At 39.9% G+C, this 22,609-nt stretch carries 18 protein-coding genes; 11 read left to right on the top strand and 7 right to left on the bottom strand.

Annotated features, from left to right (window positions below; all coding sequences use genetic code 11):
* Positions 1-3: 3 nt before the first annotated feature.
* The 7 genes from AB669_RS06295 to AB669_RS06265 all read left to right on the top strand — a co-directional run bounded on the left by AB669_RS06295 (position 4) and on the right by AB669_RS06265 (position 11,514).
* Positions 4-1,146 (top strand): TlpA disulfide reductase family protein, encoded by a 1,143-nt coding sequence (locus AB669_RS06295; protein ID WP_047798481.1) that lies wholly within the window; start codon positions 4-6, stop codon positions 1,144-1,146.
* 443 nt (positions 1,147-1,589) lie between these two features.
* Positions 1,590-2,243, top strand: coding sequence for an RNA polymerase sigma factor (locus AB669_RS06290; protein WP_197082366.1), 654 nt, complete (start codon positions 1,590-1,592; stop codon positions 2,241-2,243).
* A 103-nt stretch (positions 2,244-2,346) separates the two neighbouring features.
* Positions 2,347-3,369: a FecR family protein gene (locus AB669_RS06285; protein ID WP_047798421.1), complete on the top strand. Its 1,023-nt coding sequence runs from the start codon at positions 2,347-2,349 to the stop codon at positions 3,367-3,369.
* Positions 3,370-3,410: 41 nt separating this feature from the next.
* Positions 3,411-6,986 (top strand): SusC/RagA family TonB-linked outer membrane protein, encoded by a 3,576-nt coding sequence (locus AB669_RS06280; protein ID WP_053058296.1) that lies wholly within the window; start codon positions 3,411-3,413, stop codon positions 6,984-6,986.
* A gap of 12 nt (positions 6,987-6,998) precedes the next feature.
* A complete protein-coding gene (locus AB669_RS06275) occupies positions 6,999-8,396 on the top strand; it encodes a RagB/SusD family nutrient uptake outer membrane protein (protein ID WP_047798420.1) in 1,398 nt (465 codons plus the stop codon).
* A 45-nt stretch (positions 8,397-8,441) separates the two neighbouring features.
* Positions 8,442-10,430 carry a TlpA disulfide reductase family protein gene (locus AB669_RS06270; RefSeq protein ID WP_047798419.1) on the top strand — a complete coding sequence of 663 codons (1,989 nt, stop codon included), beginning with the start codon at positions 8,442-8,444 and terminating at the stop codon, positions 10,428-10,430.
* Positions 10,431-10,437: 7 nt separating this feature from the next.
* Positions 10,438-11,514, top strand: a complete 1,077-nt coding sequence (locus tag AB669_RS06265) for a S9 family peptidase (protein ID WP_047798418.1) — start codon at positions 10,438-10,440, stop codon at positions 11,512-11,514.
* A 94-nt stretch (positions 11,515-11,608) separates the two neighbouring features.
* On the opposite strand, the gene AB669_RS06260 is transcribed toward AB669_RS06265, so the two are convergent.
* From AB669_RS06260 to AB669_RS06250, 3 genes are all read right to left on the bottom strand, one after another.
* Positions 11,609-12,286 (bottom strand): hypothetical protein, encoded by a 678-nt coding sequence (locus AB669_RS06260; protein ID WP_231582635.1) that lies wholly within the window; start codon positions 12,284-12,286, stop codon positions 11,609-11,611.
* Positions 12,287-12,424: 138 nt separating this feature from the next.
* A complete protein-coding gene (locus tag AB669_RS06255) occupies positions 12,425-13,345 on the bottom strand; it encodes an AraC family transcriptional regulator (protein WP_047798416.1) in 921 nt (306 codons plus the stop codon).
* Positions 13,346-13,375: 30 nt separating this feature from the next.
* Positions 13,376-13,831 carry a DUF2147 domain-containing protein gene (locus AB669_RS06250; RefSeq protein ID WP_047798415.1) on the bottom strand — a complete coding sequence of 152 codons (456 nt, stop codon included), beginning with the start codon at positions 13,829-13,831 and terminating at the stop codon, positions 13,376-13,378.
* 397 nt (positions 13,832-14,228) lie between these two features.
* Between AB669_RS06250 and AB669_RS06245 the strand changes: the two genes are divergently transcribed.
* Complete coding sequence (locus AB669_RS06245; protein WP_053058295.1) at positions 14,229-14,639, top strand: LytTR family DNA-binding domain-containing protein; 411 nt, start codon at positions 14,229-14,231, stop codon at positions 14,637-14,639.
* 240 nt (positions 14,640-14,879) lie between these two features.
* On the opposite strand, the gene AB669_RS06240 is transcribed toward AB669_RS06245, so the two are convergent.
* A complete protein-coding gene (locus AB669_RS06240; RefSeq protein WP_047798414.1) occupies positions 14,880-15,365 on the bottom strand; it encodes a hypothetical protein in 486 nt (161 codons plus the stop codon).
* Between the two features lie 4 nt (positions 15,366-15,369).
* Positions 15,370-16,521, bottom strand: a complete 1,152-nt coding sequence (locus AB669_RS06235) for a zinc-dependent alcohol dehydrogenase (RefSeq protein WP_047798413.1) — start codon at positions 16,519-16,521, stop codon at positions 15,370-15,372.
* Between the two features lie 281 nt (positions 16,522-16,802).
* On the opposite strand from AB669_RS06235, the gene AB669_RS06230 reads away from it, so the two are divergent.
* The 3 genes from AB669_RS06230 (at position 16,803) to AB669_RS06220 (ending at position 19,988) form a co-directional block, all read left to right on the top strand.
* Positions 16,803-17,429 carry an alpha-ketoglutarate-dependent dioxygenase AlkB gene (locus tag AB669_RS06230; protein ID WP_053058294.1) on the top strand — a complete coding sequence of 209 codons (627 nt, stop codon included), beginning with the start codon at positions 16,803-16,805 and terminating at the stop codon, positions 17,427-17,429.
* Between the two features lie 207 nt (positions 17,430-17,636).
* The gene (locus tag AB669_RS21475) at positions 17,637-19,625 is read left to right on the top strand and encodes an ATP-binding protein (protein WP_053058293.1); all 1,989 of its coding nucleotides are present in this window, start codon (positions 17,637-17,639) and stop codon (positions 19,623-19,625) included.
* 21 nt (positions 19,626-19,646) lie between these two features.
* Positions 19,647-19,988: a cell wall metabolism sensor histidine kinase WalK gene (locus AB669_RS06220; protein WP_047798412.1), complete on the top strand. Its 342-nt coding sequence runs from the start codon at positions 19,647-19,649 to the stop codon at positions 19,986-19,988.
* Positions 19,989-20,000: 12 nt separating this feature from the next.
* On the opposite strand, the gene AB669_RS06215 is transcribed toward AB669_RS06220, so the two are convergent.
* Together AB669_RS06215 and AB669_RS06210 are read right to left on the bottom strand one after the other, a co-directional pair.
* Complete coding sequence (locus AB669_RS06215) at positions 20,001-21,005, bottom strand: hypothetical protein (protein WP_197082365.1); 1,005 nt, start codon at positions 21,003-21,005, stop codon at positions 20,001-20,003.
* A gap of 499 nt (positions 21,006-21,504) precedes the next feature.
* A complete protein-coding gene (locus AB669_RS06210) occupies positions 21,505-22,152 on the bottom strand; it encodes a hypothetical protein (protein WP_047798410.1) in 648 nt (215 codons plus the stop codon).
* Positions 22,153-22,609 lie beyond the last annotated feature (457 nt).

Genomic DNA, 22,609 nt, shown 5'->3' with positions numbered 1-22,609 from the left:
ACCATGAAAAAAACAATATTAGCCATTTTGGTTGCTACAGCGGCCATGAACGCATCTGCACAGAATGGATATACCATCAAAGGACAAATAGGCAAGTTAGGGAAACCGGCAAAAGCATTTTTGCTTATCAAAATGGAAGGGAAAGAGCAGCTAGATTCGGTTGCATTGGTCAATGGTTCTTTCACTTTCAAGGGATCAGTTCCTTCACCCATGGAGGCTACCATTCGTTTAAAACACGACAATTTAATAGACACTCCCGGAAAACGAATTAAGGTAGATGGCGTTGGCCTCATCTTAGGGAACGAAAATATTACCATTACCGGAAAAGATTCAGTAAAAACAGCTATCATTAAAGGTTCTAACTTAACCGATGAAAGCAGGCACGTAGATGATTTGCTTCGACCCATTTATGCAAAGCTACAAGGATTAAATAAGGAATATGCTGATGCTCCTGAAGCTAAGAAACAGGATAACACTTTTATTCTTGATCTCGAAAAAAGGGCCCGGGCAATAGAAAAAGAGATTTTCGATGCAAAAATTGGTTATGCTAAACAGCATCCTGACAAATACATGTCGTTAATGGCACTAAATTCTACACTTGCACCAGGCTTTGATGCCATAGAGATGGAAAAAATCTTTCTAAACATCAGTCCTGAACTCCGTAACTCTTATTTCGGAAAACAGGTTGCAGAACGTATAGCTACATTTAAAAAAACACAAGAGGGCGTTGCAGCACAGGATTTTACCCAGCCAGATGTTGATGGAAAGCCCATAAAGCTCTCCGACTATCGCGGTAAATATGTATTGATTGATTTCTGGGCTTCCTGGTGTGCACCATGCAGACGGGAGAATCCAAACCTGGTAAAGGTTTATGAACAATATAAGTCTAAAGGCTTTGAAATTCTGGGTGTTTCTTTAGATAAGGCAGCAGATAAAACTAAATGGATCAAAGCTATTGCAGATGATCATTTGACATGGAAACAGGTGGGCGATTTGAAAGGCTGGGAGAATGAGGCTGCTCAGGCTTACGAGGTCAAAGCTATCCCAATGAACTTCTTAATAGATCCTACCGGAAAAATCATTGCCAAGGAACTGCGTGGAGTAGCATTGGAGAGCAAAATCAAGGAGATTTTCCAGGGAAAATAGTATCCAAATTTTAATAGTTAGTGATGAAAATGCAGGTTGACGGATGTCGCCTGCATTTTTTTTAGAAAGAGCCCGTAGCAGAATGCAGATTAATATCCATATTAAGGCCGGTGGTTCATGATTTGTTATTACAATGGACAGTCCTGATCAGATACAAAATCATTGCCAACAGACAAAACAACTTTCCAAGGCAAGCACTATTGTATGCTGTTCCGGTACACATTAATTTTCTGCCCGGAGAAAATGATAAAACCATCCTTTTACTTTTAAGCGTAGTAAATGAGTGCTTATGTTATGCCACCAAAAAGCATCTATACCCCCTTATTTCAAATCAATCCCTTCGTTCGGCATAGTTTTAAAAAGAAAATATGCTTAGATTTGGTGGCGGGTAAGCAAATGCTGACACCCACGACGCAACACTAAAGGTCATCCTTATAATTGATTTGAGTGCACTTGCGGGAATAATTTTCAACCAACCTTCATCATTGATTTTGGACAATAGCTTAACAGATCAGCAGCTTTGGATCCGCTTGTTGGATGGCGATATGGAAGCGCTGGAAGGGCTATACAGGCGCTATGCTCCTTCCGTTTTTCAGTATGGCTCCCGGTTGCTTTACGATTCGGAAGCGGTAAGGGATTGTATGCAGGATGTTTTTGAAGGCTTTTGGCTTAAGAGAAATAAACTCCCTGAAGTATCTAACGTCCGCAGTTTTATTATTGCTTCTTTTCGTAACTCTGCTGCTAATTATCGCTTATCAAAAAAAAGATTTAAGGATACTGAGGTAAATGACTTCGACTATTTTGATCTGAACTTTTCTGTTGAGGCTGAGTTAATCAAAAAAGAGAATCAAAACGAGCAAACACAAAGAATTTCGAAAGCGATGGAGCAGCTTACTTCCCGGCAGAAAGAAATTATTTATCTAAAATATTTTGAGGAGCTCGATTATCAGGAGATCGCCGAAATTTTGGATCTTACCATCAAGGGTACCTACAAACTAAATGCCCGGGCAATTGAAGCCCTGCGGATGATCATGCAAATTGATAAGGGACTTTTGATGATCTATCTGATCGGTATCAGCAAAAGCCATATTTTGTAGTGTCCAATCCTATCAACATAAATCTTAATTTTTTTTTTCTTTCATGGGGTAATTTCGAAGGTTAGTTTGTCTATAGGCTGAAACTGTTTAAAAGGCCAATTGGATGAACCAGAAAAAATACCATGAATATAGTGTTGAAGATTTCCTGAACGATAAAGATTTTATTCGTTTTGTCAAATTCAACCTTGATGATGATATCAAATTCTGGAACCGATGGGTGCAAACAAACCCTAATGCCACTGGAAATTATAGTTCTGCGTTAGAGCAGTTAAACTACATTCTTTCTGCTCATCAAACTGCGCTTCCTCCACTCTTTCTTGATAAATTATGGACTGATATCAAATTTTCCATAGCGGAAAAAGAAACGAGAATGATAAAGCGCAAACGCGCTGTGCTATGGATTTCATCAATGGCCGCCTCACTCTTGATCGCTGCTTTTTCAGTGTGGTATTTTACCAGTGAAATTGTGATCAGAACGGGTTTTGGAGAAACTAAAATGGTGAGTTTGGATGATAGTACCAAAATAAGGCTGAATGCAAATTCCACACTAACCATGTCCAGGGCATTTAAATGGAAAAACATCAGATCAGTAGAGCTGCAGGGAGAAGCTTATTTTAAAGTCAGGCATTTAAATATCAACCCTTCGCATGTAAGGCGTGGAGAATTGTTTGTGGTGAATACAAAAACGGTTCAGGTGCAGGTATTGGGAACAGAATTTAATGTTCAAGACCGTCGGGAAGAATCGAAAGTCGCACTAATCAGTGGACGGGTCATGGTGAAGTCTTTAAGAACAGGCAGCCATATCATCATGCAGCCGGGAAATATCTTCAAAAGCAACATGCTTTCCGAAAAAATTAGCCCCAGTTCAATCCAATCCATATCTCCGTCATCCTGGATTGAAGGAAAACTGGTCCTCAAGCAGGCAAAGGTAAGTGAAATTATCGCTGCATTTCAGGATTTATATGGGTACAAAGTGATGCTTGATGATCCGAAACTTTTAAACGAAGTGATAGATGGGACAATTTCTATCAAGGATGAGAGTGGTGTGATGTTCACGCTCAGTAATATACTTCATGTTAACATAAAAAAGGAGGGCAATGTAATTACACTGAAATCAAAACGCTGACCTATGCACTATTAAATATATAACCAACCAACCAAACAAAAATGAAGACCAAACTAACTAAACTAATCACTTTTGTGATTCTTTTCCTTTCCGTGTTTCTTCTGGTTCCCGACTCTTTTGGGCAACAAAAAACGATAACACTGGAGAAAGCATTAAATGAAATATCTGCCCGTTTCAAAATAAAGTTTGCTTATAAGCACAGTATTATACAAGGCAAAAACACAACTGATGCAAGTGTGAAAGCAAAATCAATCGATGAGGCATTAAAAAACGTCTTATATCCCAATAAACTTTTGTTCCTATATGTGAGTGAAGGTAATTATACCATCATTGAACAAGACAATCAATCGCTCGAAAACCAATTCGCAAATACACCTTTAATTGAAGGTAACGGAGAAATTTTCTATAGTGGAACAGTTACAGATCAGGATGGGGCAGGTATGCCTGGTGTAACCATAAAATCAGATGGCTCCAACCGGGCCGTGATTACCGACCGACTGGGTAATTTTTCGATCTTTCTTCCGAATACAGCGAAGCTGATAAGCTTTTTTTATCTGGGCTATCAATCTGTTTCAAAAAATCTGGATGGAAAGCCGGCAAGACTTTACATCAGGATGAACCCCTCTTCCGGACAACAACTTCAGGAGGTAACGGTGGTATCAAATGGATATCAAACATTGCCGAAGGAACGATCTACTGCAGCAGCAGCAGTGATCAAAGCTGAAGATTTACAAAAAATAAAAACACCGAATTTGGTTCAGCGGCTGGAAAATCAAACCGCAGGCTTAAAAGTTGATTTACTTTCCGACAATATGTTCACCTACGGCAATACCCAAGTGGGCATTAATAGCAGTACGCGTTCACTTGGCAGATCTGATTATAACATGTCTATTCGTGGTACCAGTACCATAAGGGGTGAAAGCTTTCCGTTGGTTGTTGTGGATGGCGCTATAAGCGAAATGGATATGTCAACAATTAATCCCAATGATGTGGAAAATATTACCATTTTGAAAGATGCTGCAGCTGCTTCTATCTGGGGTACCCGTGCCGCTAACGGTGTAATTGTAATTACCACCAAGAAAGGTACTCCCAATCAGTCGCCTAAGGTAAGTTTCTCGGTTTCAGCTACCGCATCAAATAAACCTAATCTTAACTATCTTAAAATTATCAACTCCGCTCAAGCCATCTCATTTGAACAAGATCTGGTATCAAAAAATCTAATCACAGCACCAAATTCTGCCACACCTTTCGGTCAGCCTGTTGCTAATGTAACAGATCTTGTTTTCAAGCTCCGGGCCGGCACAATTTCCCAGAATGCTTTTGATGCTGCGATAGCCCGATATACCAGCATTGATAGCCGCGACCAGATTTCTCAGTATCTAATAAGAGCTTCCAATAACCAGCAGTATGATTTGTCGGTTAGCGGCGGGGGTAAAAGCAGTGATTACTATTACTCTGCTTCTTACAGCCGTGAAAATCCGCAAACCGTAGGGGTGGATGGCCAGCGTTTAACCGTTACCTTGAATAATAATTTCAAAATTTTTAAAGTCGCAACCCTCTCTACAAATATCAAAGGTTCATTTTTCAAGTTTAATAACAATGGACAGTCGCTCAATACTTTGTTCGCACCTTCTGCATCTACATTTATGCCATATGATAGGTTAGTAGATGATCAGGGGAACCGGATCTCTTTCGGCAGGCAATACTATTCCGGATGGACAAATATCCTTCTAAGCCGGGGATATCGCAGCTGGCTTTATAATCCTTTAGATGAGCTGGACAACGCAGACAATACGCAGCAAGACAATAACTATTCAATAAATCTTAACCTTAATGTACCAGTTTTTAAAGGTTTGTCGGCAAACGTTTTCTATAATAATGAGCGAAGCTTTTCCCAGTCGAGAAGTTATTATAATGAAGCATCTTATTACTACCGTAACTTTATCAACAGCTATACGCCAATTCCCACAAGTGGAATTGCTCAAAACTCCATTGGTTTACCTGTAGGAAGTGGCATTTTAGGTAACGTAAACACCAATAGCAATAACTACAGTGTACGCGGACAATTAAACTATGATAACCTTTTTGCAGGATTGCATCAGTTAACTGTTATTGCCGGTTCCGAAATTCGTCAAACAAGAATCGGACAAGGTTCAAATACACTATATGGCTTTAATACTGGTACAGGTTTATCCAGGCCGGTCGATTTTTTTACCCCTTATGCAACAGTATCGGGCTTTTCGAGTACATTAAACGGCGCGCCTTCACAGCAGGATAAAATAAGAAGATATTTATCTTATTATGCAAATGCTGCATATACCTATGATGGGAAGTATACTTTATCCGGTAGTGTCCGCTATGATGATTATAATAACTTTGGAGTCGATCGCAAATTCAGGGCTACACCACTATGGTCAACAGGTTTGAAATGGGACATAAAAAAGGAAAAATTCCTTCAATCAGCCGAATTTTTAAACTCGCTAAGCATCCGGGCAACATATGGTGTTAATGGAAATATATCAACTAATACCTACCCTTTTACCTATATCGGCTTAGGAAGTGCCGATCTCACTACTGGTCAGCCATATGCCTTCCTTGTGTCACCTGCGAACCCGGAATTGAGATGGGAAAAAACGTATGTAGCCAATTTTGGACTTGATTTTTCACTATTCAGCGGTCGTTTATCCGGAAGTGCAGATGTTTATTCTAAACGCGGTAAAGATTTATTTTATGAGTTTCCGATCAATGGAACATATGGTGTGACTACCCTTAACCGAAATTCAACTAACCTGTCTGGCAACGGTATGGACCTAAGTGTAAGGGGCGCTATCATACGAACCAAAAATTTCGAGTGGAACAGCGGAATTAACTTTGCTTATAATACCAACAAAATAACCGATGCAAGGTTCGGAATTACCTCTTCGTTTTATTCCAACCCTGCATTTGGATCCAATCTTAATGATTATCCTACTGATAAACTTTTTGTTTACCGTAATGCCGGTTTAGATCAGAATGGACTGACCCAGGTATACAATGAATCCGGAGCAAAAGTCAGTGCATCGCAAAACATCACCTCACTGGATGCCTTGGAATATGCGGGACGTAAAACAGCACCGTATTTCGGGAACTTCAATACATCAGTAAAATATAAAGCTTTTACCGTAATGGCCATTGCTTCCTATCAGTTCGGGAGTGTATTTCTCCGCCCCACCATTACATCCTATCCTGCTGCAAGAACGGGGGTAAGATACGATTTGCATGAAGATATTGCCAGACGTTGGGTTAAAGCCGGCGACGAAGCATTTACCAACGTTCCCGGGCCTGTAGGCAATTTCGCTGCCCAGAGTTTGTTGCGCTATCAGCAATCTGATATTAATGTTCTAAAAGGCGACTATGTACGTCTTCGCGAATTATCCATGTCTTACCAGATCCCAACCCAAAAAATAACAACTTATATAGGTTCAGCCAATTTTACTTTTGCCGTGAGAAACCTTGGGCTCATCTGGCGAGCGAATAAGGAAGGTATTGACCCGGATTTTACAGCCGGACTTAATTCCACAACACTCGGTCTTCCATCTGCAGTATCCTATAATTTTTCTTTAAATGTTAACTTTTAATCTACGAAAATCATGAAATTACATCAAATTGTTTTAGGCCTTTCCGTGATCATGATGGCTACGGCCGGTTGTAAAAAATATGTTGACATCAAAACTCAGGGAAACCTGGTGCCAAATCAAACCATCAATTACCGTTATTTGCTTAATAACACATCTGCTTTTGAAAATGTTCAAAACCTGGCAGATTTTGCCTCATCTGATATAGATATCAACGATGCTGCACAGCAAAATTCACTTAGCGGATCGCAATTCTACTCTTATTATACAGGAAGCTATAACTGGAGACCGGTAATTTTTCCTTTCGGGTCTCCCTATGAGCAGGACCAAAGCTGGAATACTTTATATGTTGCCATACTCAACTGCAATACCATCATTAACGAACTTCCTGCAAGTGATGGAACAGCGACAGAAAAAGCGGCCCTTGAGGCTGAAGCATTGGTTCACCGGGCTGATGCTTACTTATGTTTGGTTAATACATATGCTAAACCGTATGTAAAATCTACGGCAGGGTCTGATGCCGGCGTACCCCTCATTTTGGTACAAACGATCAGTCAGTCATTGAATAGGGCAAGTATAGAGCGGGTATATAACCAGATCACCACTGATCTGTTACAGGCAATCCCTGCATTGCCTGCTACTCAGGCTTACAATACATTGCCGTCTAAAGCCTCCGCATATGGCGAACTGGCACGCGTTTATTTAATGATGGCAGATTACCCGAATGCGCTAAAATATGCCGACGAGGCTTTAAAGCTGCGCAATACATTAATTGATTTATCATCTATTACTTCGGTTAATACCACAAATTATCCACGAAGGATTGTAAATCCCGAAATTTTGCTATCAAAACTTCCGGTAGGCGGGTCATTAACCTTCGCGCCAACAACACTCAAGCTTAGCAATGATTTCCTTGCCATATTAGGTACAAAAGATCAGCGCTATACACTTTTCACCGTTCCGGCTGCCACCGTTTCGGCTACTTACACCGGCCGGTTTTTTTATAAAGAAAGTGTTACCGGCGAAACCAGGAACCAGGGGGTTTCCGTTCCCGAAATGCTCCTTATCCGGGCAGAGTGTCTAGCACGTTCCGGTGATGTGTCAGCTGCACTGAATGCATTGAACATGTTACGTAGTAAACGATTCAGGCCTGCCGACTATCAACCTGAAAGTGCTCAAAATGCAAATGAGGCTCTTGTTAAAGTAATCGATGAGCGGAGGAGGGAATTCTTTGGAAATATGTTACGGTGGTGGGATATGAGGAGACTGAATAGTGAACCTGCTTTTCAAAAAAATTATACCAGAGTTTTCGGGGGAGTTACCTATACTTTAACACCAAACAGTAACCGCTATACCTTTCCAATAGCAGAATACCTTCGGAACCTTAACCCTGAACTAGAACCCAATCCATAAAAGTGATATTGCCACATACACAAAAGATAATATAAACAAAAAAACATGATCCGTTACACCCTAACTCTTTTATTCTTCATTACCCTCTCTTTTACCAGCTTCGGCCAGTATACTAAAAATTTCAGGTTTTTACCTGAAAAACCCTACAATGGCAGTACACTGGACGTTTTTTATCATCCGCCGGGTGCCTCAGTTAAGAATAAAACATTTGTTGATGCGGTTGTCTACAGATATAATAATTTCAAATGGGAGGCCGCTGACGTGAAATTTACAAAAGCTGGAGCAGAATATAAAGCAGCTGTCCAGGTTCCTGCAAGCACGGGCCTCCTTGCCTTTAAATTTTTCAACGGCGATTCAGTTGACAACAACGGCAACCTGGGTTATTTCGTGATGCTGAATGATAAGGACAGGGCTGGAAAAATGGCTCCCGGCAGTTATGCGGGTTGGGGGCTTGCCAGGTCGCCCAATTACGGCAAAGACATTCCTGAGTATATTAAATTTAAGGGGATCAGTGATACCGCAACCTATCACTGGCTTAGTCAGGAAATCCTCAACAATCAAAAATCCAAATCTTTATTGGCCCGCGATTACGCAATCGCCCTGAAGGCTTTTATGGGAGAAGGAGCTAATCCTAAACTCTTGCTGGCCAAAAACTACCTGGCCCGACCAGAAGCAAACGAAGCTGAATTGCTTGACGCCAGGTACATCAGCGCAAACCTTCTCCGAAATAAGAACCTTACAGATTCTATAAATGATGTGATCACCAAAAAATTTCCTACAGGAAGTATAGCGCGGCTTGCGGCTTTTAAAAAGCTGTCGTCTATCCGAAACGTAGATACACTGTTGATAGCTTCTAATGATTTTGTGTCTAAGTTTCCTGAAGCAAATACGAATCCAAAATTCGACTCAGAAAACAGGATCAATTATGGTATCATTTATCAGAACCTGATGGTTTTTGGAACTTTAAATAAAACATCAACGGATTATGTAAAAAAATACATCGATTCCCTGTCGTATAACATTTTAACTTCCGTGTATTACAAAATGATAGGAATCCCCTATCACAGAAAGGAGGGAGATTTAAATAAAATCGCCGAATATTCTGATCTTTTGGTTAAAAAGTTTGAATATTTTAAAGTTCATCAGCCAGAAGAACTGCGCTATCTCTCTCCAGTCGAATGGCAAAATCTTTACCAGAAAACATTTGTATCCAATGTATCTTCAGATCATATTGGCCTGCTGAACTATATGAAAAAATACCAGGAAGCTTTATCATATGCGTTAGAGGCACAAAAAATCATGCAATATGGCAACGCCGAGGTGAACAATCAACACGCATTGAGCTTAAAAATGCTCGGAAAAAGCAAAGAGTTACAGGCACTCCTCAAGCGAAGCATGTTTAAGAACCAAAGCTCCACCGAAATGATCGCAATGCTCAAAGAATCATTTGTAAAAGCGAATGGTTCTGAGAAAGGATTTCAGGAATATCTGGAAAGCCTGAAAAACCCGGCAGATAAAGAGCAGGAAATGAAAGAAGTGATGTCGACAATGATCAAAAAAGAAATGCCGAGCTGGAGTATGAAGGATTTGAATGGAAAGACAGTTAATTCTGATGACCTTAAAGGCAAAACGGTAGTGTTGGATTTCTGGGCAACCTGGTGTGTTCCATGTAAAGCTTCCTTTCCAGGGATGAAACTTGCAGTTGAAAAATATAAAAATGACCCGAATGTTGTTTTCTATTTTGTTGATACAGAGGAAAGGGGAGATACTTATAAGACGGAAAATGCAAAATATATTAAAGATCATCATTACCCTTTTAATGTTTTGTTTGACAACCGTTTGGAAGGCATGAAAACCAATTCAGAGGTATTCAATAAAATTTGTCAGGCATTTACTATTTCAGGTATTCCTCAAAAGCTTATCATTGATAAAAACGGATATCTCAGGTTCATCTCTATTGGTTTCAAAGGGAGTGCAACAGGATTGGCTGATGAAATGACAGCATTAATTGAAATTACGAAAAAAGCAGATTAATATAAACATGAACAGAATCAAATTGCTCGTTGCCGTATTGGCAATATGTGCCCAAACAAGCTTCGCCCAAAATTTCAACGATAAGGACATTATATTTAAGTCGAACGACGATTCCATCACCTATGCAGGAACCTTGTCTGTTCCTAAGGCAGCGAAAAAAAGCCCTGCAGTTGTAATTGTCTCCGGAACCGGCAGGCAGGACCGGGACGGGCTCATGTCAGGCCATAAAATTTTTAAAGAGATAGGGGATAGCCTCGCCAGCCACGGTTACATTGTGCTGCGGATGGATGATAGGCAAACAGGTAAAACAACCGGGTTTTACGATAAGGCCACCACAGGGGATTTTGCAAATGATGCTTTGCTTGCTGTTAATTATTTAAAAACAGTACCACAGGTCAATGCCAGGAAGATTGGTTTGATCGGGCATAGCGAAGGAGGGGCAATTATTTCCATCGCCGCCTCAAAGAGTAAAGATGTCCGGTTTCTGATTAGTCTTTCCGGATTGGCTATGAACGGATACGATGCCCTGATATCGCAAAATGAGAGTATGGTAAACAACTCCAAACTTCCTGATTATGACAAGGCCAGATCGAATGATATTAATGCACGCATGTTTAAAACTGCTTTAAAGTATGCAGATTCTGCCAATATGGGAGCAAAACTGAATGAAACGTACGATGCCTGGAAGGTGAAAGATGACGCCTACTTTAAAACGCTTAATATAGAATTCGACCATTTCCGGTTTCCCGTTTATAGCTACGTCAATTATGCCATAGGCCCATGGTATAGATATTTTGTCAAGTATGATGCGGCAAAGACTATGGCAAAGATCAAAGTTCCTGTTCTGGCCATCAATGGCGATAAGGATAATTATGTGGTGCCTGAAGCAAATCTGCAAAACTGGAAGACATACATTGCAGCGGGTGGGAATAAAAATGTGGAAACTTATCTTTTAAAAAATGTGAACCACCTTTTATTGCCGTGCGTAACCTGCGAACAGGCGGAAATCAAAGATATTAAGGGTGGCGTAGCACCAGAAGCGTTTCGCATTATTCTCTCCTGGTTAAATAAAACAGTAAAGTAATACAAGAGAACCGGTCTGCGGATCGCGAATGTAAATTAGTTAGTGATGAAAGGGGGATGTGCCGGATGGCCATCCCCTTTTTTAGGCTCAGGCTTCAATGGAATTTACCCACTTTAGTAAAAGACCGGGCATTCGGCCACGACTTACCATTAAGCGCTAATACCAGGCAAAAAAACGCAAGTATAGCGTACAGGAAGCCTGTCAAAAAAACCATCTTAAGGTCTTTGAGTAGATAAACTGCAAGTAATGGCAACAGTTGCAAAGCGTGCATTCCGATGAAATGGGCGATGCGCAGATCGCCATATTTAAGACTCCAGTTCAGAAAAGGTATTGTTTGGCCGTCATTAGCACCTATCCTGGGCGAACCATTTGCACCCATCACAGCGCCTTCAGAAGCAAATATGACAAATAAAAAGATTCCTAACCGAATGGCCCAAACGTAATAATCAGGAAGGGTGGCAAACCTGTAGGTACAAAACAAAATGCCAATATAACCAGTATACAAGGTAACAGCTATTGCTGCAATAGCCATTGCTACAGTAAGTGAAGTATATAAACCCGAACTGAAATTATAATGTGACAGCTGACTCCGGGAAGCCTGAAGTGTGATGTAAAACAATTCGAATCCCAGAAAGATAATCACTGACCAGTTGTATACGCTGATGTATTTAAAAGCATCAAGATATCCGGTATACCACCCCATCGTTAAGCTAAAAATCCCTATTGATAGCGCAAATTTGGCCGGTTTGTACCATGTATTTACACCATTCATCTGTATATAAACAATTTTTGATAGGATCAGGATTAAAACTGCAAGAAAAAGACATAGCATCCCAAAATAAAATAAGTACTCATTTCTCGATTTCAATAAGGCTAAAAAATCCAACATATAGCGATTGATAATTTAAAATTAATTAAAAGACGCCCTGAATTCAACCGGAGTAAGTTCGGTTTTACTCTTAAATAATTTGCTAAACGACTGTGGATATTCGAATCCCAGCTCAAAAGCAATTTCCCCAATGGTGAGTGTAGTAGTGGAAAGTTTTTCTTTTGCTTTTGTAATAATTTTTTCATGAATGTGCTGCTGGGTATTTTGACCAGTAAGCGTTTTCAAAATACCACTCAAATAGTTGGGAGAACAATTGAGCTGTTGCGCAATATGCTGTACGGTAGGCAATCCATTATTAATAATGTCTTCATTGTTAAAATAGTCGTCAAGAATTTTTTCCAGTTTATCCAGTATTTGATTTCCAGATATTTTACGGGTAAGAAACTGACGCATATAAAACCGATTTGAATAATTGAGGAATGATTCAATCTGAGAGATCATAATCGATTCACTGAATTGATCAATATGTGAACGATATTCCTGCTCGATATTTTTGATAAGGCTTTTCAAAACAATTTCTTCTTTTTCAGAAACAAAAAGTGCTTCATTTATCGCATAATTAAAAAACTCATATTTTTTAATGACTTTGGCTAATGGATTGCCCCACAGGAAATCCGGATGAATCAACAGCATACTTCCCGCACTCCTAAAAGCATCATCAGCTTTAAATGAAAATATCTGGTTAGGAGCTATAAAAAATAGTATGCCATCATCGAAATCATACTTTTGTTGTCCATAACCATAATGAACATCTCCTTCTTCCACCTTTTTCAGTGAGATAATATAAAAATCGAAAACCACCCTGATTGTTTCCTCACTTCGATATGGTGTTATTTCAGCAAGGTTTATCACGCTAATCATCGGATGCTCAGGATTGGCTATACCCAGTATTTTATGGTAATCCTTAATTGTTGTTATTCGGTAAGGCTGCTGCTGATTCATTCCGGCAATTTAAAAGATTTAAATATAAGATTATTCCACATCAACTTTTTCCAAAGTCAGTCCGCGATTTAAGCCAAAGAAAGAGATTCCCCAAAAGCCTTTAATATTGAGGCTGCCGTTTTTAGTAATGGTTAGATAAGAGTCATAGGTATTACCCTTCTGCCCATCATAATCATAAAGCTTTCCCTTCCAGCTATTCTTTTGGTTATCAAATGTAATTTCTTTCAATAAAAGAATGCCTACCAGCGGCATTTTTCGTTTTTCTTTGTCAGGATTGTTGACATCTAAAATGGGTTTTCCATCAATATCGACAGCATTTTTTAAATAGATCAGTTTCCCATAGTATTTTTCACCGGTCTTAAATATTTGCACATTGCCCTCTTTTACCTGACTGTACCATACACCAACAATATCATCGGCTTTTGATTGTGAAAATAACAGTGTACAAAAATTAAGAAAAAGGATTGTTAAAAGCAGATGTTTCATTGTCTCGTTTCATTTTAAGGCGACTTACCATTTTATTATAATGCAAAGTTCAGTCAAATGAAATTGTCACAAGTGTTCAAATCCACTTTTCTTGTGTTCGAAAACACTTCAAAGTCACTCGTTAAAAAATCAATAACCATCAGAATGTAGATTACGCCCCATACTCACTTAAAGGCTATCGTTGCAAATCTGCCGCGGCAAATTTCATAAAAACCGTAAGGTAAAATTCTACGTTTATAACACTGTAGGGTAGGAATACATTGGGAATAACGTTGGATTGATTTCCTTTAGATTAACAATTTGTTGTACGACACCATTTCAACAAACATCTGCTTCGTATCAGTTTCGAGCGCATTCGAGTACGCATGTTGATCCACAATGTTTAAATCTTTTATGAATGAAAAAATCAACAAAAAAATATAGCTGTATCATCATTGATGATGATTCAAATGGAATTGAGGTGATAAAAGAGCATATCTCACTGGTTCCAAAGTTGCAATTGATAAAATCTTACCTAAATCCTGTGGAAGCGCTGAAAAAGACGGAAAATTTCAAAAATATTGACTTTCTCTTTCTTGACATTAATATGCAAATTTCTGGTTTGGATTTTGCAAGACTCATTCGTGAGCATGTCCGGTTCATTATTTTTGTAACCGGTCATCCCGAACATGCGCTGCAAGCCTTTCAGGTAGAGGCAGACCATTTTCTTTCAAAACCTATCAGGTTTACCAAGTTTTTACTGGCTATCAATCAGCTGCTGCATAAGCGAATGAGTAGCCGTCTAAGAAATTTGAGTCCTTATTCATAAACATCAGGATGATAGTTAACCTAAAAAATCTTTAGGTTAACGATTTGTCTTCAAAAAAATGTATTGTTGATGCATCATAGCGCTAAACAAGATATTCACCTCCACCATAGCGCTTATGGTTAGGAAAGCTTCATGTGGCTTGTTACCATGTTAAATTTAAGATCAATATATAGGTAAATTAAAATGCCGCATGTGCGGCATTTTTAATTCAAGGGTATTAAATTTCGATTTGACAGGAAACTATTTTTTCTTGTTTCTAATCCATGCAATCATCAGCACGCTTACCGCCGCTGTAACCAATATTTTGGTTGCAAATCCTTTAGCATTGTACCGAAGTTCCGATTTTATACCTCGCTCGGCAAGTACATTTGGAATAATGCCCTTTGCTAAATCTTCAATAATACCCTCCCAGGCATTAACCCTGTCGGCCATAATGAGGGGGATCCAGTGCCGGTATCTGTCCTCGCTATGTTTAAAAGCATAGCGCCTGATCATTCCGCTTAATCCGGATGGTGGTACGGTATTTCCAAACACTACACTATATTGCGGCCGTTCATTGGATTTTAAAAGTTCAACATCGACCTTCTGCTGTTCGGAACGTTCGTAATCGCTTCTTTTATGATCATCTCCGGTATAATTTTTCATGGGATAGGTAGGCTCATTATCTAAGTCTATATCCATTCCCCATCCTGGAATGTTTTTATAATCTTCGTTTTCAATATTCATGATTTTAATGTTTAGCTGAAGGGATTAACACGGTTTTGATACATTCGTCAAGTTTTTTTGAGAAGATATTATAAGCATCGGAAATCTCCTCCAATGGAACACGATGGGTGATAAGGCCTTTCGGATTTAGCCTGCCAGATTGAACATGTTCGATAAGTTTCGGAAGCAACCTTTTTACGGAGGCCTGATTTGCCCGAAGGGTAATCCCTTTATTAAGTACATTACCGATAGGTACATAATTAAAAGGTGGGCCGTAAACGCCAACTACAGATACAATTCCACCCTTTTTTACCGAATTGATAGCCCATTGTAATGCAGTTGCAGCACCTGCCTGCATCAATGTTACCTTACCGCTAAAGGTTTGTAAAGTATTGCCTTCCGCTTCACATCCTACACAATCAATACACACATCAGCACCGTACCAGTCTGTGGTCTTTTTCAGGAATACAACCGGGTCGGCCATTGATTTAAAATTGTATGCTTCGCACTTTGCATAGTTTTTCGCAAACTCCAGGCGGTACTCGATATGGTCAATGATGATTACACGGGCGGCACCGAAAAACCAGGCACACCTAGCAGCCATAATCCCAATCGGCCCGGCTCCGAAAACCACAACAGTATCACCTTCTTTAATACCGCCCATTTCTGCTGCCTGGTAACTGGTAGGTACCACATCGGTAAGCAGAACAGCGTCGTCGGGATCCATATCAGCAGGAATAACTGTAGGGCCGAAATTCGCATATGGAACCCTTACGTATTCGGCCTGACCACCGTTATAACCGCCGGCTGTATGCGAATAGCCAAATATTCCACCTACAGCGGTAGCCATGGAATTAGATTCATGGCAATTGCCATACAGCCCCTGTTTGCAAAAGTTGCACTTTCCGCAGGCAATGTTGAAGGGCACCAATACCTGGTCTCCAATTTTTACATTGGTTACCAACGGGCCTACTTCTTCAATAATACCTATAAACTCATGCCCAAATGTTGAGCCTACGCGGGTATCAGGAACCATTCCATGATAGAGGTGCAGATCGGAGCCACAGATACAGGTTCGTGTTACACGTACTATCGCATCCTCGGGATGGAGAATTTCTGGCATGGGGCGCTGTTCGGCGCGGACGCGGAATGGCCCCCTGTAATTCATTGCTAGCATGGTGATGTGGTTTAAGTAATATTAATATGTTTTCCTTAACGCATTCAGAAAGGTCATTTTTAGCGTCCAGATATCATAATTTACAACCATAATTAAATGAATAAGGTTTTATAAATTTCATCTGTACCACCCTAAATGTTAATTTAGTTCGCTAGCAATCTGCTACCAGGCTTATTTGATGGCACAACTTGTAAATTTGCAATAGATCCAAAATATCCCAACAATTTTAGCCGTTTGCGTGTTCTCACATCGCCATATCCTATAAAAACCTGATTTAAACTATGGAGACATCAATTCCCGGATTATTTTTATTTCCTGATTTTATCGATGAGGAACTGGAAAAACAATTACTTTCTGAAATTGACAACCAAATCTGGGCAGTCGACTATTCCAGGCGATTGCAATATTATGGATACCGCAACGAGCTGGAATCCCCCTATGATTTAATCCCATTTCCCGTTCCAATACCGCCAAAAATTTATCAGCTATCAGAAAAACTTGTGAGTACAGGGACCTTGCAGTATCAACCGGATCAGGTAATTATAAACGAATATGTACCTGGAGAGGGCATTAAACCTCATAAAGACCGGGCCTATTATGAAAACCAGATTTGTGGCGTTAATTTAGGAAGTGGCTGCGTGATGCGTTTCATTAAAGGTGCCAATCTGGAAGTGATTGATGTGGAGATTCCAAGGCGTTCAATGTATATTATGCAAGATGATTCGCGCAAAAAATGGAGCCATGGTATACCACCGAGAAAGAAAGACAAACTAAACGGAGAATTTCAGCACAGACAAAGAAGGGTGTCTATCACTTACAGAAAAGTTAAGCCTTCAAGGGTTAAGCCGATAAACCTGCAAGGGAAGGTAGCAGAAATTTTAAAAGAAAAGTTTAATGTTTTTGTTTAAACATGGTGATGAGGAGCTGCTTCCAAACAATTAAGCAGAATTTTCGATTTGTGAGTTTACTTTACCTTGAAAAAATTGCTTCAAACATCCCGTTCTGAAATGTCTGTTAGCCTTAGAGGGCATACCACAAGTACAATCGATCATCTCGTTGTCTGGTTTCTAAATATTTTTATAAGTGTGTATCTTTGATGAATTCTAAAATAAAATATGTCAGTCTATTCTCAAACGCAGAATGAACAAGATCGTCTTCTTGCGCTCCATTCGTACCAAATTTTGGATACACTCCCGGAAGAGGAATATAACGACCTGACTGAGTTGGCGGCGGGTATCTGCGGTACACCAATCGCCTTGATTAGCCTGGTGGACAAGGAAAGGCAATGGTTCAAATCTAACTATGGTCTGGGAGTTGCAGAAACAGACAGGGCTTACTCTTTTTGCGCTCATGCAATTCTCGACCCTAAAGAATTGATGGAGATAGAGGATGCGACCCAGGATGAGCGGTTTAGCGATAATCCATTGGTAACAGGTCATCCTGATATTGCATTTTATGCAGGCGTTCCTCTTGTAAATCAGGAAGGGTTTGCTTTAGGCTCACTTTGCGTAATCGATTCGGTTGCGAAAAAGCTTACGGATCAACAAAAGAAAGCCTTGAGGATTATCGCCCGCCAGGTGATGGATAAAATGGAACTCAGACGGAACGTCAGGTTGTTGAAAGCGGCTGACGAAGAAAACAAACAATTACTTAGTGCCAGTTTGTTAAGTGATGCACGTGGCCGCAGTTTAATCAACCAGGCACCTGTTGCTATTGTTTTATTTCGTGGTATTGATCTAAACATCGAGGCTGCCAACCCTCAAATGCTTGAATTATTGGGCAAAACCACAGACATTGTTGGCAAGTCTTTACTTGATGCGATACCAGAACTGGCCGGGCAAGAAGCTTACCAACTGCTTTGTAAGGTATTCACAACCGGCGAAACCATTCGTGGTTATGGTAATCAAGTTACTTTGATACGCAATGGGCAACAGGAAACCGGGTATTATGATTTCTCCTATAGCCCTCTGATCGAGGATGGTCAAATCACCGGCGTGATCGATATGGCTGTTGATGTAACCGATCAGGTTAAGGCCCGCAATGATTTGGAACGTTTGAACAAGCAATTCAATTTAGCAGTTTCAGCAGCTCGCCTGGGGATCTGGCACATTAACCCGCTATCAAAAAACCTGCAATACAACGATATGCTGGCCAGGATTTTCGGGTATGAAAGCAGTTTGCCAATGACTTATGAACAGGCTATCGGGCAAGTAACTGAGGAGTTCCGACCAATCATTCTGGCCGATATCGAAAGGTCGATCAGAGAAGGGTTAGATTATGATATCACTTATCAGCAGAAGCGCTTTAACGATAACGAGATCATTTGGCTACGCTCGCTTGGCCGGGTTACTCAAGATGAAAAAGGAGAATTAGACAACTTCTCGGGCATTGTTATGGATATTACCGAAGCAAAAAAGGATGATCAGCGCAAAAATGATTTTATTGCCATGGTTAGCCATGAGCTGAAAACACCGCTCACCTCTTTGAGTGGCTTTCTTCAAGTGCTCGAAGCGAAGGCAAAAAAGGGCGAGGATAGGCTTTCACAAACCATACTCGAGAAAGGAAGGAAGCAGGTGAGCAAAATGACAACAATGATCAATGGTTTTCTGAATGTCTCCCGCCTGGAGGCCGGCAAAATCCATATAGATAAACACCGCTTCGATATGAAAGACCTGGTAAAGGAAATTGAAGAGGAAACGATTCCAGCCAATACTACCCATCATATTATTTTCGAACCCGTATTAACAACCTGGGTAGAAGGCGATCGCGATAAGATTGGCCAGGTCATTACTAACCTGATCAGCAACGCACTAAAGTACTCCGCACCAGATACTACTATCCGGATTGCCTGTGTGGCAGAGGAAGGTTGTGCCAGGGTAAGCGTAAATGATGAGGGTATGGGTATCGCTGAAAAAGACCTGGAAAAATTGTTCGACCGTTATTATCGGGTGGAGGGAAATAACACGGCAGGCATATCTGGATTTGGGATCGGTCTCTACCTGTGTTCAGAAATTATCCAGAGACATCATGGTAGGATATGGGTAAAAAGTATTCCCCAAAAAGGATCGACCTTTTTCTTTAGTATACCTGTATTTAAACCCTAATCCCAGCAGTTTAAAATTGGAATGGATTTGGCAACGATTGAATTGACGAACGTGGTTAGGGCAGTGGTTGATGAATATATGAATACAAGTAGTGGTCATCATATTACTCAAAAGTTTAGTGATAAACTATTTATCAATGCAGATGGAGATAAACTAGGTCAGGTGATTAATAATCTGATTAGTAATGCTATTAAATATTCACCTAATAATACTGAAATATTTATTGATTGCTTCGCAGATCAACACAACGCTATTTTTAGGATTATAGACTCAGGAATGGGGATTAGCCAAGCCGATCTTCCCAGATTATTTGATAGATTTTATAGAGTTGAAAACCTGAAAACAGCTACCGTGGATGGTTAGATAGCGCAATAGTTATATGGTTTGCTTAATAAGGATGCTGTTAACTTCCGCTACAAAGCGTTCCACTTTTTTTGTGCTAAAGAAACTTGATAAAACCAATACATCTTCTTTCTGCTTGCCTGGTATTAAAAAATATAACTGTACATCGGTTCCCGAATAAATCATATTAGTTGATTTTCTAACCGTTTGAATTCCATTAAAATCATCAAATGAATAAGTTCTGTTCCCCAATCCGATAGGGTTTTTTCGCGTGAGCATTCTGGAACCCTTGTCAAAAGTGATTTCGGTAAAACCTGACAGGATAATGGCCGGTCCTCCAACCAGGGTAAAAAGCAGAAAGCAAACTCTACCGATATTAAAGCCGCCGCCGAGCCATGCATAGGGGGTAATTTCATGAACGCCTATAGCCAAAAGACAAACGCCAAGTAGCAGACTGCCGATTCTGTTCCTTTTAAGAATGTATGCGCCACCATTTGGGATAAAAAACTTATACTCATCAATATGGTGTGGGGCGAAATCTCCCGGGCTATCATGCGCTTCCAGATGACGGTGTATAGGTGTGATAACCTCATCGACAAAGGCGATTGCATTGGGATCATCATTTTTTCCATAACTGGATGATACCAATATCCCTTTTCCGTATCGATCATTTTTTTTAAATAGCCTGTAGGTATAGGAACCAGCCATGTTGGAAACAGGTGAAATGCCGTATATTTTAGAAAAGGGAAGAGAGGATATGGTTAGCAAGCCCATTATTTTTTTTCGCATGATGCCAGCACTAGTGTCAAACTCTACAGATGTGCCCGCCCACAGGATGAACAAGGTAACGACCGCCATCAGGATAATAAGTAGTGGCAGAGAAGAAGTAAAAGAATTTCGGAGATAATAAAGATAGACCAGGTATCCGCTCAGGAAAAAAATGGACAGTATGGCAGCAAGAATATAGGATAGGCCGTATGGGTAAACTGTTATACGGCCCGGCTCAATCCGCCATCGGGTTTTTGATAAAGATTTCAATGACAAGGGCTTTAGATTTTATTTACATCTAAACACTTTATGAGCAATTTGGTTTTGCCGAACTTTAAGGAAATCATTAGCTCAAAGCAAGAAGCAACCGGTGGAAAAACATTCGTTTTTTGAGACAATTGTTAAGTTCAAGCTATATTTCCTAGTCAGCCTTAGAGGCTAAATAACTTACAAGTGAAATCAATACTACTGTAATTGACTTAAGGTAGCTCCCAGAAAATGTTTGCAACTTTTTAATTAGAAACAAATTCGTAATTGGTGTTTAGTAGACACCAATTACGAATCTGTATGTAAATTCTTATCGCCCCGAAGACCTGTTCAATATATACCTGGCCGGAGATGATCTAAAACCTGTAGCTCACCATTGAGGGAATTTAGCCTTTATCGTTGCTTCAGGCCTAAAGTACGAACAAAAAGCCCGCTGGTAAAACAGATTGTCAAAGCGCCTGGTGTTGAGCCTTGGTTTTGAATTTCATTTGACAAATTACCTTTACACCTTCGGGCAACTGATATTGGGTTTTAACTTCTCAACCAAATCCTTGATGTTTAGCTGCTCTTTACTAAATCCTTCCATTGTTTCCAATACCATTACCACATCGGCATTTTTCAAATCGAGGTGTTTGTAGCTTCCTTCAAAAGAATAATCCAGACGGGTTCGCATCTGTTTAGGTATATCGTAGCTTTCTAAAGTCAGGGCGCAGGCATAATAGTAAAGGCTCAGTAAAATGGAATCGTAGAATGTGATGAAATGGAACAATAGCTGAGCATAACTTTTGGTGATGAGGTGATCCTGTATGGTAGGACTATAGCGTGCTGATGCTTCTTCGATCTCGGTACTGTCCAGGCATTCAAATGTGGTGATGCCATGTCTCAATTCTATATCGTTTGCTAATGTTATACAAACAATCATGGATTGGTATGATCTTACCACAAACGGATCTTCAACGGTTGCGAAGAAATCGGCATCCTGAACCAAAATCTCTTCATCCAACTCTTTTAAATTATAGCCATAGTGCTTCAGGCTTTTTTTGAAAGTGAGGAATAAGCAGAAATCATAAAATTGTGTTTGGATTTCACGGGTGGTGTAAACGAGTGCAGATAGGCAAATTTTGTAGTCGAATGGAGCGTTTTTATTCATGTGAGTTTTTGTTGAGAAATGAAGTGATCTTGTTTGGTTTTTTACCCATGGTAAGGGAATTGCGAAGGTCTTAAGCGCTGAAACCCTAATTGATATTATTTGTTTATTTATATATTATTAGATTTCCAGCTTAGTGTATTTGTAAACTAATCTGGAGGCGCAGGCTTATAGATTGCATAGTCAATAGTCACCGGATGTCTTAAACCGGTTAGCGGTATTTTACTCATGATAAAAAGATTTAACAGTTTTTAAACGCTGTGTAAATCATGAGATGATCTGAAACAATGGGGATAGTGCTAATTTAATAAATTGATTATAAAAAATCCAAACATGTGATAAAAAAGACATATCGCATGCGATTTACTTAGCAGACACCTGCAACAAAGTTCCCCATCGGAATATCCTTTTCCAGCATAAAATGAACGGTTGTTTCGACCTAAAAATTATCATTTACTCA

Origin of the sequence: Pedobacter sp. BMA (assembly GCF_001027745.1) — a bacterium.
In the GTDB taxonomy this organism is placed as follows: Bacteria; Bacteroidota; Bacteroidia; order Sphingobacteriales; family Sphingobacteriaceae; genus Pedobacter.
Note: the sequence above shows the minus strand (reverse complement) of the source record. Positions and strands in the feature narration are given on the sequence as shown.

What these genes read in the sequence shown, in the direction of transcription:
- AB669_RS06230 (WP_053058294.1), top strand. Translation starts at nt 16,803, where the DNA reads ATGGAGACATCAATTCCCGGATTATTTTTATTTCCTGATTTTATCGAT.
- AB669_RS06270 (WP_047798419.1), top strand. Translation starts at nt 8,442, where the DNA reads ATGATCCGTTACACCCTAACTCTTTTATTCTTCATTACCCTCTCTTTT.
- AB669_RS06280 (WP_053058296.1), top strand. Translation starts at nt 3,411, where the DNA reads ATGAAGACCAAACTAACTAAACTAATCACTTTTGTGATTCTTTTCCTT.
- AB669_RS06240 (WP_047798414.1), bottom strand. Translation starts at nt 15,365, where the DNA reads ATGAATATTGAAAACGAAGATTATAAAAACATTCCAGGATGGGGAATG.
- AB669_RS06235 (WP_047798413.1), bottom strand. Translation starts at nt 16,521, where the DNA reads ATGCTAGCAATGAATTACAGGGGGCCATTCCGCGTCCGCGCCGAACAG.
- AB669_RS06250 (WP_047798415.1), bottom strand. Translation starts at nt 13,831, where the DNA reads ATGAAACATCTGCTTTTAACAATCCTTTTTCTTAATTTTTGTACACTG.
- AB669_RS06285 (WP_047798421.1), top strand. Translation starts at nt 2,347, where the DNA reads ATGAACCAGAAAAAATACCATGAATATAGTGTTGAAGATTTCCTGAAC.
- AB669_RS06275 (WP_047798420.1), top strand. Translation starts at nt 6,999, where the DNA reads ATGAAATTACATCAAATTGTTTTAGGCCTTTCCGTGATCATGATGGCT.
- AB669_RS06245 (WP_053058295.1), top strand. Translation starts at nt 14,229, where the DNA reads ATGAAAAAATCAACAAAAAAATATAGCTGTATCATCATTGATGATGAT.
- AB669_RS06295 (WP_047798481.1), top strand. Translation starts at nt 4, where the DNA reads ATGAAAAAAACAATATTAGCCATTTTGGTTGCTACAGCGGCCATGAAC.
- AB669_RS06210 (WP_047798410.1), bottom strand. Translation starts at nt 22,152, where the DNA reads ATGAATAAAAACGCTCCATTCGACTACAAAATTTGCCTATCTGCACTC.
- AB669_RS06255 (WP_047798416.1), bottom strand. Translation starts at nt 13,345, where the DNA reads ATGAATCAGCAGCAGCCTTACCGAATAACAACAATTAAGGATTACCAT.
- AB669_RS06220 (WP_047798412.1), top strand. Translation starts at nt 19,647, where the DNA reads ATGGATTTGGCAACGATTGAATTGACGAACGTGGTTAGGGCAGTGGTT.
- AB669_RS06265 (WP_047798418.1), top strand. Translation starts at nt 10,438, where the DNA reads ATGAACAGAATCAAATTGCTCGTTGCCGTATTGGCAATATGTGCCCAA.
- AB669_RS21475 (WP_053058293.1), top strand. Translation starts at nt 17,637, where the DNA reads ATGTCAGTCTATTCTCAAACGCAGAATGAACAAGATCGTCTTCTTGCG.
- AB669_RS06260 (WP_231582635.1), bottom strand. Translation starts at nt 12,286, where the DNA reads ATGAATGGTGTAAATACATGGTACAAACCGGCCAAATTTGCGCTATCA.